Annotated in this window: 14 protein-coding genes and 1 riboswitch; of the genes, 11 read left to right on the top strand and 3 right to left on the bottom strand. The window is 72.7% G+C overall.

Annotated features, from left to right (window positions below):
* Positions 1-307: 307 nt before the first annotated feature.
* From ATJ97_RS09735 to ATJ97_RS09700, 8 genes are all read left to right on the top strand, one after another.
* Positions 308-1,543, top strand: a complete 1,236-nt coding sequence (locus ATJ97_RS09735; protein ID WP_098483587.1) for an extracellular solute-binding protein — start codon at positions 308-310, stop codon at positions 1,541-1,543.
* Between the two features lie 92 nt (positions 1,544-1,635).
* Entirely contained in the window at positions 1,636-2,613 is a 978-nt protein-coding gene (locus ATJ97_RS09730; RefSeq protein ID WP_098483586.1) for a carbohydrate ABC transporter permease, read from the top strand.
* On the top strand, positions 2,610-3,575 hold the full coding sequence (locus ATJ97_RS09725; RefSeq protein ID WP_245862331.1) for a carbohydrate ABC transporter permease: 966 nt from the start codon (positions 2,610-2,612) through the stop codon (positions 3,573-3,575). Before ATJ97_RS09730 ends, ATJ97_RS09725 begins: the two co-directional genes overlap by 4 nt.
* 8 nt (positions 3,576-3,583) lie before the next feature.
* Complete coding sequence (locus ATJ97_RS09720) at positions 3,584-4,558, top strand: ROK family protein (RefSeq protein WP_098483585.1); 975 nt, start codon at positions 3,584-3,586, stop codon at positions 4,556-4,558.
* Complete coding sequence (locus ATJ97_RS09715; protein WP_098483584.1) at positions 4,555-5,340, top strand: DeoR/GlpR family DNA-binding transcription regulator; 786 nt, start codon at positions 4,555-4,557, stop codon at positions 5,338-5,340. Before ATJ97_RS09720 ends, ATJ97_RS09715 begins: the two co-directional genes overlap by 4 nt.
* A 54-nt stretch (positions 5,341-5,394) precedes the next feature.
* Entirely contained in the window at positions 5,395-6,279 is an 885-nt protein-coding gene (locus ATJ97_RS09710) for an SIS domain-containing protein (protein ID WP_098483583.1), read from the top strand.
* 2 nt (positions 6,280-6,281) lie between these two features.
* Positions 6,282-7,220 carry a 1-phosphofructokinase family hexose kinase gene (locus ATJ97_RS09705; protein WP_170037342.1) on the top strand — a complete coding sequence of 313 codons (939 nt, stop codon included), beginning with the start codon at positions 6,282-6,284 and terminating at the stop codon, positions 7,218-7,220.
* Positions 7,217-8,056 carry a class II fructose-bisphosphate aldolase gene (locus ATJ97_RS09700; protein WP_098483582.1) on the top strand — a complete coding sequence of 280 codons (840 nt, stop codon included), beginning with the start codon at positions 7,217-7,219 and terminating at the stop codon, positions 8,054-8,056. Before ATJ97_RS09705 ends, ATJ97_RS09700 begins: the two co-directional genes overlap by 4 nt.
* A gap of 11 nt (positions 8,057-8,067) precedes the next feature.
* Here ATJ97_RS09700 and ATJ97_RS09695 read toward each other — a convergent pair whose 3' ends face one another.
* Entirely contained in the window at positions 8,068-8,520 is a 453-nt protein-coding gene (locus ATJ97_RS09695; RefSeq protein ID WP_245862328.1) for a hypothetical protein, read from the bottom strand.
* Positions 8,521-8,874: 354 nt separating this feature from the next.
* Here ATJ97_RS09695 and ATJ97_RS09690 point away from each other — a divergent pair, with 354 nt between their 5' ends.
* A complete protein-coding gene (locus ATJ97_RS09690; protein ID WP_098483580.1) occupies positions 8,875-9,807 on the top strand; it encodes an ABC transporter ATP-binding protein in 933 nt (310 codons plus the stop codon).
* On the top strand, positions 9,804-10,742 hold the full coding sequence (locus tag ATJ97_RS09685) for an ABC transporter permease subunit (RefSeq protein ID WP_098483579.1): 939 nt from the start codon (positions 9,804-9,806) through the stop codon (positions 10,740-10,742). The genes ATJ97_RS09690 and ATJ97_RS09685 overlap by 4 nt, the downstream gene beginning before the upstream one ends.
* 11 nt (positions 10,743-10,753) lie before the next feature.
* Here the strand turns inward: ATJ97_RS09685 and ATJ97_RS09680 are convergent, their stop codons facing one another.
* Positions 10,754-12,106 carry a hypothetical protein gene (locus ATJ97_RS09680; RefSeq protein WP_098483578.1) on the bottom strand — a complete coding sequence of 451 codons (1,353 nt, stop codon included), beginning with the start codon at positions 12,104-12,106 and terminating at the stop codon, positions 10,754-10,756.
* A gap of 46 nt (positions 12,107-12,152) precedes the next feature.
* On the bottom strand, positions 12,153-13,172 hold the full coding sequence (locus ATJ97_RS09675) for a DMT family transporter (RefSeq protein WP_211287143.1): 1,020 nt from the start codon (positions 13,170-13,172) through the stop codon (positions 12,153-12,155).
* Positions 13,173-13,316: 144 nt separating this feature from the next.
* A riboswitch (glycine riboswitch) is annotated at positions 13,317-13,405 on the bottom strand.
* A 236-nt stretch (positions 13,406-13,641) separates the two neighbouring features.
* On the opposite strand from ATJ97_RS09675, the gene ATJ97_RS09670 reads away from it, so the two are divergent.
* Positions 13,642-14,904: an amidohydrolase gene (locus ATJ97_RS09670; protein ID WP_098483577.1), complete on the top strand. Its 1,263-nt coding sequence runs from the start codon at positions 13,642-13,644 to the stop codon at positions 14,902-14,904.

Below are 14,904 nucleotides of genomic sequence, written 5' to 3'. Positions count from 1 at the left end.
CCGCCCGCCGTCTGACCGCACGACGCCCGGAGCCCTGCGCTCCGGGCGTCGTGCTGGGCAGCCCCCGCCGCGGCCGGGGGCGGACCAAGGTCCTGCCCGGCGTCGTCGCTCCGGGTCGTGTCGGGTCCGTTACGGAACCGTGACCGCCAAGCAAGTCCATTCGCTTGACGTGATCTGGCGCACGCACGAAACTGGGCGTGCTGAGCAGACATGATGCATAGGCGCATTGACCACTCACGAACAATCACACCGGCGCGCGGGTCGAGGCCACCCTCTCCCGCCGGGTGCAGACAAGGAGAACCCTCTCGTGACACGAAAGACAGGGGCTGCGGCGATCGCCGTGGCGGCAGCGCTGACGCTGGCCGCGTGCTCGTCCGGTTCTGCCGGCGGCGACTCCGGCGAGGGCGGCGACGTCGAGCTGACCATGCTGGCCGCCACGTACTCGGACAACACCAAGGTGCTGTGGGACGAGGTCATCGCCGACTTCGAGGCCGAGAACCCCGGCGTCACGGTCGAGCTCGAGATGCAGTCCTGGGAGAACATCAACGACGTCATCCGCACCCGGGTGCAGTCCAACCAGGCACCGGACATCCTCAGCATCGACGCCTTCGCCGGCTACGTGGAGGACGAGCTGCTCTACTCGGCCGACGAGGTGCTCTCCGAGGAGACGATCGCGGACTTCCAGGAGTCCTTCGTGGAGAACGCCTCCATGAACGGCAAGCAGTACGGCTTCCCGCTGATCGCCTCGGCCCGCGCGCTCTTCGTCAACGACGACGTCCTCGCCGAGGCGGGCGTCGACGCGCCCCCGACCACCTGGGACGAGCTCTACGACGCGGCCAAGAAGATCACGGACAGCACCGACGCGTACGGCTACGGCCTGCCGCTCGGGTCCGAGGAGGCCCAGGCCGAGGCCGGCATCTTCTTCTTCGGCGCCGGGGGCGGCTACGGCGACGCCGAGACGATCACCGTCGACACGCCCGAGAACCTCGAGGCCGCCGAGTTCATGAAGAAGCTCTACGACGACGGCCTCACCCAGCCGGACGCCGGCGCCACCCAGCGCACGCCGATGCTCGACCAGTTCATCCAGGGCAAGTTCGGCATGGCCATGGGCCTGCCGCCGATCGTCGGCATGATCGAGGAGAAGAACCCCGAGCTGAACTACTCGATCCACCCGATCCCGACCAAGGACGGCGAGCAGGTCACCCTCGGCGTGGCCGACCACCTGATGGCGTTCAAGAACGAGGGCGACAAGGCCGAGCAGGTCGGCGCGTTCCTCGACTTCTTCTACGACGCCGAGAACTACGTCAAGTTCGTGGACACGGAGGGCTTCCTGCCCGTCACCAAGTCCGGCGCGGAGCAGACGACCAACGAGGACATGGCGGCGTTCAACGAGCTCCTGCCGCACGCCCAGTTCTACCCGTCGACCAACCCGGCGTGGGCCGCCACCCAGGCGGCGATGCAGGGACAGATCGGTCTGCTCGCCACCGGCAGCGACCCGGCCGAGGTTCTCGCCGGGATCCAGGCCGAGGCCGACAACGCCTGACCGGAGCCACCCAGCGGCTGCGACCCGAAAGGGTCGCAGCCGCGCCCCGTCCCACCCGGCCGCAAGGCCCCAGACTCTGAGAAGGAATGCGCATGGCCCGCACCCTCACCCTCCCGGGGCGAAGCCGCGCCGCCGCCGAGGCACCGCCGGCCGTCACGCCCCCGCAGCGTCGGCGTGAGACCGGTACCGGCCTCCGCGACCTGTTGCGCGCCCTGCCGTGGATCGGTCCCGGCGTCCTGCTGATCGCCGCGATCGTGCTCTACCCGGCAGGGCTCATGATGTACAACGCCACCCGCGAGATCTCGCAGGTGGGTGTCGACCGCGGCAGCGTCGGGCTCGCGAACTTCCAGGAGCTCTTCGCGATGCCGGCCCTTCCCGGGGTCCTGCTGCGCACCGTGCTGTGGGTCGTCGTCGTGGTCGCCGGCACGGTGCTGATCTCGCTGGTGCTCGCCAACTTTCTCAACAAGGCGTTCCCCGGCCGCCAGCTCGTCCGGCTCGCCATCGTCGTCCCGTGGGCGGCCTCGGTGGTCATGACCACCACGGTCGTCTACTACGGGTTCGAGCCGAACTACGGGGTGTTCCAGCGGGTCCTCGTGGACCTCGGCCTCATCGACTCGCCCGACTTCGGGTTCACCAAGTCGATGCCCTCCGCCTTCATCGTGGCGATCGCCATCGCCATCTTCGTCTCCCTGCCCTTCACCACCTACACCCTGCTCGCCGGGATGCAGTCGGTGAGCAAGGACGTGCTCGAGGCCGCCCGCATCGACGGCGCCTCGCGCCGCGCGACCTACTTCCGGATCGTCCTGCCCCAGCTCAGGCCGGCGCTGGCGGTGGCCACGATCATCAACATCATCAACGTCTTCAACAACTTCCCGATCCTCAAGATCGTCACGGGCGCGCTGCCCGGGTACGGGTCGGACACCACCACCACGCTGATGTTCAAGATCCTCCAGGAGATGCGCGACTCGGGCGTCGCCTCCGCCCTGTCGGTGGTCAACCTCGTCATCGTCATCGTGGTCATCGCCGTCTACGTCAAGATCGTCAAGCCGATGAAGGGGATCGACGAGTGAGCGCCCTGCCCGCCGGCACGCCGGCCCCCAGCACCACCGCCCCGGGAACCTCCCCGACCACCGCGCCGAGCGGCACGGTGCCGCGCGTCACCACGCGTACGCGCCGCCGCTCCCGGTACGACGACGGCGGCCCCGGCGCCCGAGCCTCGATCCCGCTGCGCGTGGTCGCGGGCGTGGTCGTCGCGCTGCTGTTCCTCGTGCCCTACCTCGTGATGCTCGTCGGGTCGTTCAAGTCCCGGCCGGAGATCCTGCGGGTGCCGCCCACCTACCTGCCCGAGGAGTGGCACCCGGAGAACTTCGTGACCATGTGGTCCACGCCGGAGACCCCGCTGCCGATGAACCTGACCTCCACGGTCGTCATCGCGGTGTGCGCCACGTTGCTGACGCTGCTCGTGGCCATGCCGGCGGCCTACTACACGGCCCGGTTCCGGTTCCCCGGCCGGCTGACCTTCATGTTCCTCGTGCTGATCACGCAGATGCTGCAGCCGGCCGTGCTCGTGGCCGGGCTGTTCCGGCAGTTCCTCGACTGGGGCATCCAGGACACCTGGCTCGCGATGATCCTCATCAACGCGGCGTTCAACATGTCCTTCGGCACGTGGATCATGCACTCGTTCTTCGCGTCCGTGCCGAAGGAGGTCGACGAGGCCGCCCAGCTGGACGGCGCCGGCCGGCTCGCGGTGCTGTTCCGGATCAACCTGCCGCTGGTGTGGCCCGGCATCGTGACCGCGGTGATCTTCACCTTCGTGGCCGCCTGGAACGAGTTCGCCGCCTCCCTGGTCATCCTCACCTCGGCAGAGCTCCAGCCGCTGTCCGTCGCGCTGACCAAGTTCGTCGGTCAGTACGACTCGGCGTGGCAGTACGTCTTCGGTGTCTCGATCGTGGCGATCCTCCCGGTCGTCATCCTGTTCGCGTTCATCGAGAAGCGCCTGGTGGCGGGCCTGACCGCCGGAAGCATCAAGTAGGGCGCGCGATGTCCGAGCACCTGCCCCAGGCGGTCGTCGCCCTCGACGTCGGCGGCACCGCGGTGAAGTCCCTCGTCGTCGACCGCGACGGCGTCCTGCACCGCGCCAGCACGCCCACGCGCGCGTCGGACGGCCCCGAGCAGTCGTTCGCCGTCGTGCTGCAGGCGGTGGAGGCGGCGCTCGCCGCGGTCCCGCCCACCCACACCGCCGTCGGCGTCGGCCTCGCCGTCCCGGGGACGGTGGACGAGAACCGCGGGGTGTGCGTCCACTCGGAGAACCTCGGGTGGACCGACCTGCCCGTGCGCGACCTCGTCGCGGCGCGCACCGGCCTGCCGGTCGGTTTCGGTCACGACGTGCGTGCCGGCGGCCTGGCGGAGTGGCGTCTCGGTGCGGGCCGGGGCGCCGAGGACCTCGCGTACCTGTCGGTCGGCACGGGCATCGCCGCCGCGCTGGTGCTCGGCGGTCGGCCCGTCGTCGCCGGCGGCTACGTCGGCGAGGTCGGGCACGGAGGGACCACGGACGGCGACCCGTGCGCGTGCGGCGGGCGCGGGTGCCCGGAGACGTTCGCCTCGGCGGCGGCGATCGGCCGGCGCTACACCCGGCTGACCGGCACGCCGGTCGACGGCGCGCGCGGGGTCCTCGACCGGACCCTGCAGGGCGACCGGACGGCGGAGCTGGTGTGGGCGGAGGCGGTCGACGGCCTGGGGGTGCTCGTCTCGGACATCGTCCGCGTGACCGGCGCTTCCCGGGTCGTCGTAGGTGGCGGCCTGGTCCACGCCGGGGACGCCCTGCTCGACCCGCTCCGCGAGCACGTCCGCCGCCGGCTCACGGTCCACCGCCTGCCCGAGATCGTCCCGGCGGTCCTCGGGGGCACCGCCGGGGCCTGGGGCTCGGTGCTTCTCGGGTGGCGCGCCGCGGGCCGCGGTGACGCCGCCACCGTGGAGCGTTACGCCGAGCTGCACCGTGCCAGGGTGACGTCATGACCCGCCACGACCGGCTCACCCGCATCCTCGAGCTCGCCTCCGAGCGGGGGGAGATCTCCGTGCACGCGCTGGTCGAGGAGCTCGACGCCTCGCCGGCGACCGTCCGGCGCGACCTCGACGAGCTCGCGACCCAGCAGCTGATCACCCGTACCCGCGGCGGCGCACGTGCCTCCGCGATCGCCTACGACCTGCCGCTCAAGTACAAGACCGCCCGCCAGGCCGACGAGAAGCAGCGGATCGCCGCGCACGCCGTCTCGCTCGTCGGGCCCGGCCAGGTGATCGGCCTCAACGGCGGGACCACCACCACCCTCGTCGCCGAGAGCATCGCCACCGAACCCCACCTGCAGGACCTGCGGCACGGCGAACGGCTGACCGTGGTCACGAACGCGCTGAACATCGCCCACGACCTCACCGTCCGCCAGCACGTCCGCATCATCCTCACCGGCGGCACGGCGAGGACACGCTCGTACGAGCTCGTCGGCCCGCTCGCCGTCCACACGCTGACCCAGGTCACCCTCGACATCGCCTTCCTCGGCGTCAACGCCGTCGACGTCGAGCACGGCGCCATGGGGCACCACGAGGGTGAGGCGGCCATCAGCCGGCTCATGGCCGAGGCCGCCCGCCGCGTCGTCGTCGTCGCCGACTCATCCAAGCTCGGCCGCACGGCCCTCGCGCCCTTCGTCGAGCCCCGGCGCGTCGACCTCCTCATCACGACCACCGAGGCCGACCCGGCCGCCGTCGACACGTTCCGCGACGCCGGCATCGACGTCGCCGTCGTCTAGCCACTGCCAGACCTGGTGCCCCCGGGGCACCTCACCACAAAGAAAGCAGGACCCGTGAACACACCGTTCGTCTCCGCCGAGATCGCCAGCCAGCCCGAGGTGTGGCGGCAGGCCGCCGGCCTCGCCACCGCGGAGAGCCTGCCCCGGCCGGGGCAGCGTGTCGCCGTCGTCGGCTGCGGCACCAGCTGGTTCGTCGCCGAGGCGTACGCGGCCCGCCGCGAGGAGCTCGGTCAGGGCGAGACCGACGCCTTCGTGGCGAGCGAGTACCCGAGCGGGCGCCGGTACGACCTGCTCATCGCCATCTCGCGCTCGGGCACCACCACCGAGGTGCTCGACCTGCTCCGGCAGGTGCGCGGTCGCCAGCGCACGCTCGCGATCATCGGCGACGCCGACTCCCCGGGCGTGAGCGCGGCCGACGACGTGATCACCATGCCCTTCGCCGACGAGCGGTCCGTGGTCCAGACCCGGTTCGCGACGGCGGCGCTCACGCTGCTGCGCGCGGGCCTCGGCGAGGACATCGAGCCGCTGGCCGCGGCGGCCGAGGAGATCGTCAACTGGCAGGTGCCGGCCGAGGTCCTCGGGCGCACCCAGTTCACCTTCCTGGGCCGGGGTCTCGGCGTCGGGCTGGCCCACGAGGCGGCGCTGAAGATGCGGGAGGCGTCGATCGCCTGGGCCGAGGCCTACCCCGCGATGGACTACCGCCACGGTCCGAAGGCGATCACGGACGACACGTCCGCCGTCGTCTTCCTCGGCGACCGGCCCGAGGGGCTCGTCGAGGAGGTCGAGGCGCTCGGCGCCCTCGCGCTGGCGTTCGACGAGGACCCGCAGCTCACCGTGGTGCGCTGCCAGCTCCTCGCGGTGGCGAACGCCCTCCACAAGGGCATGAACCCGGACACACCGCGCAACCTGACCCGCTCGATCATCCTGAGCCAGGGCTGACCGTGATCGTCGCCGTCACGCCCAACCCGGCCTGGGACGTCACGTACCGGGTGGCCGAGCTCGTGCCCGGTACCTCGCACCGCGTCCCGGACGTGACCGGGCGTGCCGGCGGCAAGGGCGTCAACGTGGCCCGCGTCGTCCGGGACCTCGGCGGCGACGCCCTGGTGGTGGCCCCGGTCGGCGGGCTGCACGGTCAGGCGTTCACCGCCTCGCTGGCGGACGACGGCGTGGCGGCGCGTCTCGTGGCGACGGGGGTCGAGCTCCGCCAGTCCGTCGCCGTGGTCCCGGAACAAGCGTCCGGGTGGGACGGGGGCCATCCCACCCTCTTCAACGAGAGCGGCGAGCCGCTGCCGGACGGCGTGTGGGACGGCCTGGTCGCCACCGTGGCCGAGGCAGTCGGTGAGCTGGGCCCGGAGGTCGTGACGATCTCCGGGTCCCTGCCGCCGGGGACGACCGAGAACCAGCTCGCGGAGCTGATCGGCGCAGGTCGCCGCGGTGGCGCCGCCGTGCTGGTGGACACGTCCGGGGACGCGCTGGTGTGGGCCGCACGCGCTCGCGCGGATCTCGTCAAGCCCAACCGGACCGAGGCGCTCGGAGCCACCGGCACCGGCAACGTGCACGACGCCGCGGCGGCCCTGCGTGAGCTCGGCGCGGGCGCCGTCGTCATCACGGACGGCGGGGACGGCATGCGCTACGACGACGGCGCTACCCGGCTGACCGCCCGCCTGGACACCGAGCTCGCAGGGAACCCCACCGGGGCGGGGGACGCGGCGCTGGCGGCGCTGGCCCTGGGCTGGACGCTGCCGTGGCCGGAGCGGCTGCGCCGCGCCGTAGCCACCTCCGCCGCCTCTGTCACCGAGCCCGTCGCGGGCCGCGTGGACGCGGACCTCGCCGCGTCCCTCCTCGCACGCACCGACCTGAAGGAAGAGACCCTCGCATGACCATCGTGACCGAGCCCGTGGACCTGCTGCGGCGGGCGCGAACCGACCGCCGTGGCGTGGGGGCGTTCAACGTCATCCAGCTGGAGCACGCCGAGGCGTACGCCGCGGCCGCCGAACGCACCGGGTGCGCGGTGATCATGCAGATCAGCCAGAACGCCGTGAAGTACCACGGGGGGCTCGCCCCGATCGCGCGGGCGACCCTCGCCGTCGCCGAGGAGTCGGCGGGAAGCCTCGTCGTCCACCTGGACCACGCCGAGGACCGCGAGCTGGTCAGCGAGGCGATCGCCCTGGGCTTCACCTCCGTGATGTTCGACGGTTCTGCGCTGCCGTACGAGGAGAACGTCGCCCAGACCGCCGACGTGGTCGCCGAGGCCCACGCCGCGGGCGTGCTCGTCGAGGCGGAGCTCGGGAAGGTCGGCGGCAAGGACGGCGTGCACGCGCCCGGGGTGCGCACCGACCCGGACGAGGCGGTGGCGTTCGTGCAGGCCACCGGGGTGGATGCTCTGGCCGTCGCCGTCGGCTCCTCGCACGCGATGACGGAACGCACCGCGGCGCTCGACCTCGAACGGATCGCGGAGCTGCGGGCGGCGCTCGACGTGCCGCTGGTGCTGCACGGCTCGTCGGGCGTGCCGGACGAGACGCTGGGCGCCGCCGTCGCGGCCGGGATGACGAAGATCAACATCGCGACCCACCTCAACCACGCCCTCACCGACGAGGTGCGCCGGTTCCTCGCGGAGAACCCGTCGGTCGTGGACCCCCGCAAGTACCTCGGCGCCGGCCGGCGCGCGGTGGAGGACGAGGTCGTCCGGCTGCTGGGTGTCATCGACGCGCTGTAGCGGCCAGTCGTTCATTCGCGAGTGGTGGAGCTGCCTACGCTCGGGGCGTCGACCAGGCGACGCACCCCGGCGCGTGCCAGCAGCAGCGCAAGGATCAGGAGGGTGACGGGGACGAACCCGCCGAGGCTGACCCGGTCGCCGAACACGAGGTCGACGACCTCGAGGACGACGAACTTGCTGCCGACAAGCAGGACCCAGAGCATCGCGACGGCGATCGCCTTGCCCCCGACGGTCGACGCCGCGCGGAGCCGTCCCCTCAGCCGGCTCTTGATCCCGACGACCACCTCGAGGACGACCTTGAGGAGCACCGCGGTGAGCAGCGAGACCGTGAAGGTCTCCGAGATCACCGAGGGCACGTACTCGATCGCGAGATTCAGCACCACGACGTACACGAAGACGTCGACCACATCGGCCGCTGCCAGCCGCCGTCGTGGCCGCGCGAGACCCGTCATGGCGGTTGCCACCTCCTCACGGTAGCCCGAGCGGTCCCGACATCTGCGGCCTTCGGCCCCGGTCGAGCGAAGCGCCGGCCGCCACTACTGGACGGTCTGTGGCACTTCGAGCCTCCGCAAACCGGCCAGAAGACGTGCAAACCGTCCAGGAGTCATCGCGGAGCCGCACGAACCGTCCAGGAGTCGTCGCTGCACGCGGCGGGCAGAAACCCTGACACCCGCACGCCGACCCTCAGGGGCGAAATCAGGCCCTTCCCCGATCCGCAGACTGCGCGGTCCGAATTGACTGGGTCCCGACATCACCGGTGCGGGTGCAGCGGGCACGACGCCGCCGCGGACCGGTCGACCACGACTAGAGGGCTCACCATGATCGAGGCACGCAACCTCACCAAGCGCTACGGCTCCAAGACCGCCGTCAACGGCATCAGCTTCACCATCCCGCCCGGCACCGTCACCGGGTTCCTCGGACCCAACGGCGCGGGCAAGTCCACGACCATGCGGATGATCGTCGGCCTCGACCGGCCGACCTCCGGCACCGTGACCGTCAACGGCAGGCCGTACGCCCAGCACCGCTCCCCGCTGAAGGAGGTGGGTGCGCTTCTGGACGCCAAGGCCGTGCACAGCGGCCGCAGCGCCCGCTCCCACCTGCGCACCATGGCCGCCACCCACGGGATCCCCGTCCGGCGCGTGGACGAGGTCATCGAGATGACCGGCCTCTCCGCCGTCGCCGGCAAGCGCGTCGGCGGGTTCTCCCTCGGCATGGGGCAGCGCCTCGGCATCGCGTCGGCCCTGCTCGGCGACCCCCGCACCCTGATCCTGGACGAGCCCGTCAACGGCCTGGACCCCGAAGGCGTGAAGTGGGTCCGCACCCTGGTCCGGCAGCTCGCGGCGGAAGGCCGCACCGTGTTCCTCTCCTCGCACCTCATGAGCGAGATGGCGCAGACCGCCGACCAGCTCGTGGTCATCGGCCGCGGCGAGATCATCGCCACCGGCGCCGTCCAGGACGTCATCGACTCCGCCACCGGAGCCGTCGTCAGGGTCCGCACCCCGCAGGCCGCGGAGTTCGCCGGTCTGGTCCGCGCGGCGGGCGCCGTCGTCGATCCCACGGACGACGGCGGGCTCGCGGTCCGCGGCGTCACCCCCGAGCTGGTCGGCGAGACCGCCGCCCGGCACCGCATCGTCCTGCACGAGCTTTCCCTCCAGCGCGCGAGCCTGGAGGAGGCCTACATGACCCTCACCCAGAACGCCGTCGAGTACCGCTCCGAGACCACCCACGAGGCCATGGAGGCCGCCCGATGAGCACCACCGCCACCACTCCCGCCAGCCCTGGCAGCCCCGGCACCGCCGGATCGACCACCGCGGGGTCGCCCACCGCCGAGTCGCCGGCAGCCGGCCCCGGCGCCCGGGCGACCGGTCCAGGCCGCGCCGTCGTCCCTCTCGACGGCTCGGCGCGCCTCACCTTCCTCGGCGTGATGAAGGGAGAGTGGATCAAGCTGCTCTCGCTGCGATCGACGTGGTGGACCATGGGCATCACGGTCGCGGTCATGACGCTGCTCGGCCTCGCGCAGGCCTCCTCGCTTCAGTACTTCGCCGAGGACGCGGCCGCGGCGGGTGCCACCCTGTACGGCGCCGAGGTCGTCATCGGCGGCTACCAGTTCGCCACGGTCACGATCGCGGTGCTCGGCGCTCTCCTCATGACCGGTGAGTACTCCACGGGCATGATCCGCTCCACGTTCGCGGCCGTCCCGTCCCGGCTGCCGGTCCTCGCGGCCAAGGGGCTCGCGCTGGTGGTCGTGACCGTCGTCGTCAGCGCGGCGAGCATCGTCGGGGCGTACCTGGTCGCCCGTCCCGCCCTCGGGAACTACGACCTCGTGCCGTCCCTGAGCGACGCGACCACCTGGCAGGCGTTCGGCGGCATGACGTTCTTCTTCGTCGCGGCCGCCTTCATGGCGCTCGGCCTGGGCGCGGTCGTGCGGCACACCGCCGGCACGATCACCGCCGTCCTCGGCCTCCTGCTCCTGCTGCCCGGCGTGCTGCAGTTCGTCCAGATCGACTGGGTGCAGGACCTGGTCGCCGTCCTGCCGCTGCCGGCCGCCGTGTCCTTCCTCAGCCTCGGCGCGCTGCTCGGCACCAACGAGCTCCTCAGCCCGTGGCAGGGCGTGGCGGTCGTCAGTGCATGGGCGGTCGCGGCCCTCGTGGCGGGGGCGGTCAGCCTGCGTCGTCGGGACGCCTGAGGAACGGCGCGCTACACCCGGGCGGCGTCCCGGCGCAGGCGCCACCAGGCCATCGCGGTGTTTCCCAGCCCGTCGACCGCCAGGAGCACGCAGGACAGGATCCGCAGCCACGACGGCTGGTCGCTCCAGAACCCGAGCAGGCTCGCGCCGACCATCACCGCCGCGAACAGCTCGAACAGGCCGACCGTCAGGTGCAGACGCGGCCGGCGGTGCAGGTACCGGCGCAGCCGGCTGAACGGGTCGTTTCCCGACGGCGCCCGGACCAGGTCGTCCCGCAGCGCGGCTCCCATCAGCCGGGCGGTGCCGGTGGCCTCGATCCGCTCGCCCGGCCCGAGCAGGGACACCGCGTCGGGACCCGGTCCGCGCGTCGTCGGACCGGCAACCTCGGCCGTCGCTCCGGCAACCTCGGCCGTTGCACCGGGAGCCTCGGCCGTCCGCCCGGGAGCCTCAACCACCCGTGCGATCTCGGCGGGGAGCCCCAGGGCGGCCGCCACGGCGGCCAGGAAGTGGTCGCCGTCGGGCGCCTGCGCGGCGGCGACCAGCGCCCTCCCGACGCCGGGGTCGAGGTCGGGGTGCTCGGGGAGGTCGCCCTCGCCGAGCCGGGCGGTCCGCAGCCGCTGCGCGAGCCGCTCGGCGGCGGACCCCTCCGGCACCGACGCGGGGACGACGGCGGCCATCGGGGGCGCCCAGGAGAGCTCGAGGTACAGCGCCCTGCGGCCCTTCCCGGCCACGTACGTGACGGCCCGAAGCTCCCCGCTGCGGCTCATGGCCACGTACGGGAACCCGAAGGACCACCTCCCCGGCGGCTCCGGCTCGAGGTAGGTGCCGTCGTCGGCGACCGCCAGCATCCAGGGGCCGAGCCGGTGCGCGGTGAGGGGCAGCCGGGCGCCGGCGACCAGCGCGCGGGCACCCACGAGGCCCTCACCGCGCCAGGCGTGCACCGACCGCACCCGTCCGGGGGCTTCGTCGAGCTCCGGCTCGACCGGCTCCGCCGGGGTGCCGTCCGGCCCGACGGCGAGCACGGGCCCGCCGCCCGGACCCACGGTGGTCGGGGCGTCCACCAGGACCGTCGCGCGGAGGTGCCGCGCCAGCGCCACCACCAGCGCGTCGACGTCGGTGCCCGGCCGGGGCACGCCGTCGGCCCCGGCGGTCGCGACCCGGGCGTCGTCGTCGACCGCGACACGCACGAGAACCCGGCCCGGCAGGGCCGCGACGTCACCGTCGACGACGGCACCGAGCACGCCCCGGGCGTGCAGCACGGCGGCGACGTCGGACTCGCGGGTCGGGGCGTCCTCGCGGCGGACGGTGAGCGTGAACGGCTCCCACGGAGCGAGCGCGTGCGGCGAGGGGGACGGCTGGTCCATGGGGCTCCTGATCGGGGGAGTGCGGGCGCCCGATCGTACCGACGCGTCAGCGCACCTCTGCGGCGGCCCGCGCGTCCGTCGCCTGCCGACGGCGGTGCCAGCCTGCCGCCAGGGGCATGAGGGCCGCCAGGACGACGAGCCCGGCACCGATCGCGGCCAGCAGCGAGATCGACTCGCCGAACACCGCGGCGCCGAGCAGGAGGGCGACCACGACCTCCCAGTAGGACAGCGCCGAGAGCTCGGCGGAGCGCAGGTGCTTGCCCGCGACCACCAGCAGACCCAGCGCGAAGAGGCCGCAGACGAGGAAGAACGTGACCGCCCAGGCCCAGTTGGTCGCCGTCATGCCGGACAGGTCGGGGCGCGTCACGGCGACCATCGCCGCGGCACCGACGCTGCCGAAGAGGAAGTTCCAGAAGTTGCGGACGTCGGCGGGCATGTCCGCGCGGTAGCGGTAGCACAGCAGGGCCGCGCCGTAGAGGACGCCGGAGGCCGCAGCGAGCACGATCCCGAGGATCTGCTCGTCCGAGCCCGGCGGCCTGGTCCCGCCGATCAGGCCGGCCGCGAGCATCATCCCGACGACGCTCGTGGTCAGGGTGGCGACGGCCAGCTCGGTGACGTGCTCCTTGAGCAGCACGCGCGCCAGCACCGTCGCGATCACGGGCCCGAGAAGGTGCAGGACGACGGCGAGCGAGAGGCTCGTCAGCACGGTCGCCGAAAGATAGGTCGCCAGCGACAGCCCGAGGAAGATGCCGCCCAGCACCACCGACCAGGACAGCCGGGTGCGGCGCAGCACGCCGAGCCGACGGGTGGCGGCGAGGATCACGAGCATGCCCAGCGCGCCGGCCAGCATGCGTCCGAGGGTGAGGGCCTCGCCGATGACGGCCCCGGGGGGAGACGCCATGCGGCCGAAGACGCCGGCCGCACCCATGGCGGTGGTGGAGACGATGATCGCGACGATGCCGAGGCTGCGGTTGCGCCCGTGCGCTGCGGGAGCGTCGCTCGGGCGTGGCTGCCCGCGGGCGGGCGTGGCGGTGGACGGCGCGGAGGTGTCGGTAGAGACGGCCACGGAACTCCTCGTGACAGGGCGCGCGAAAGGCGCGCACGAGCGGGTGCGGTCTTCCCCGCTCTGTCATCGGACCTGAGAGCTTTCGCGGGCCAGGGCCCGCTTGCACCATCGGTGAGCCCGTCAGGGCTGCTTTCCAGAGGAGCCTCGCCGGCGGCGGTTCTGGGGCCTGAGAGATTCCCGGGGAGGTTGCTCCTTCGGCGCCCGCTGATGCGGGACTCTCCCGCCGCGGTTCGGTGGCTGTTCAGTTGTGGACGTTTCAAGTATGCCTTACCGGACGGCACTGTCCGGTGACTGCGACGCCCCGGGCGCGGGTGGGGTTCGTCATAGGGCGATCGCGGGCGCCGGCCAGGCCCGGGGCGAGATGCGCCGCCTGTGCGGCCAGAGCATGCTGAGTGAGGCATCAACCCTTCCCGGCGAGGCCTGCGGGGCCGGCCGGCAGGGGACACGGCGTGGCGGAAGGACGAGCGAGATGAGCGCAGCATCGGCCGCCGAGGCCGTTCTCGACGGCGCGGCCGGCATCCGGCAGTGGCAGGAGGACCTGTACCGGGACCTGCACGCGAACCCCGAGCTGGGGCACCAGGAGACGCGCACCGCGGGGATCGTCGCCCAGGAGCTGAGGTCGCTGGGGTTCGACGTGCACGAGCACGTCGGCACCACTGGCGTGGTGGGGGTCCTCACCAACGGCGACGGGCCGGTGGTGCTGGCCCGCGCGGACATGGACGCGCTGCCCGTGGCCGAGGCGACCGGCCTGCCGTACGCGAGCACGGTGCGCGCGGTCGGCACGGACGGCAAGGAGGTGCCCGTCATGCACGCCTGCGGGCACGACGTCCACGTCGCCTGCCTGCTCGGGGCGGCACGCCTGATGGCCGGCGCGAGGTCGTCCTGGTCCGGCACGTTCGTGGCGCTGTTCCAGCCCGCCGAGGAGCTCGCCGAAGGAGCCAGCCGCATGGTCGACGGCGGCCTGGCGCAGCTGGTGCCCAAGCCCGACGCGGTCCTCGGCCAGCACGTCCTGACCTACCCGGCCGGCACCGTCGGCACCCACGCCGGCCCCTTCCTCTCGCTGGGCCAGAGCATGCGGGTGACGGTGCACGGGCAGGGCAGCCACGGGTCGATGCCCCACCTCTCCGTGGACCCGGCGGTGCTGGCGGCGATGATCGTCGTCCGGCTGCAGACCGTCGTCTCCCGGGAGATCAACCCGGACGAGTTCGCCGTGCTGACGGTGGGGAGGATCGCCGTCGGCACGAAGAGCAACATCATCGGCGACCACGCCGTGCTCGAGCTGAACCTGCGTGCCTACAGCGAGGAGACGCACAAGAAGATGGTCTCCGCCATCGAACGGATCGTGCGCGCCGAGTGCGCCGCGTCGGGCTCGCCCAAGGAGCCGGAGTTCGAGACCTACGACAACTACCCGCTGACCGACAACGACCCGGACGTCACGGCCCGGGTGGCTGCGGCGTTCCGCTCGCACTTCGGTGACGCCGCCACCGCGGTGGGCCGGCAGACCGCCAGCGAGGACTTCTCCATCGTGCCGCGGGCGCTGGGCGCCCCCTACACGTACTGGGCGCTCGGCGGCACCGACCCCGAGCTCTACCGCAGCGCGGCCGAGCGCGGCGCCCTGGCGACAGAGGTCCCCGGCAACCACTCGCCCCGCTTCGCGCCGGTGATCCAGCCGACCCTGCAGACGGGCACGGCCGCCGTCGTGGTGGCCGCGCTGGCGTGGCTCGCGGCCTAG

This window comes from Georgenia soli (genome assembly GCF_002563695.1).
GTDB lineage: Bacteria > Actinomycetota > Actinomycetes > Actinomycetales > Actinomycetaceae > Georgenia > Georgenia soli.
Note: the sequence above shows the minus strand (reverse complement) of the source record. Positions and strands in the feature narration are given on the sequence as shown.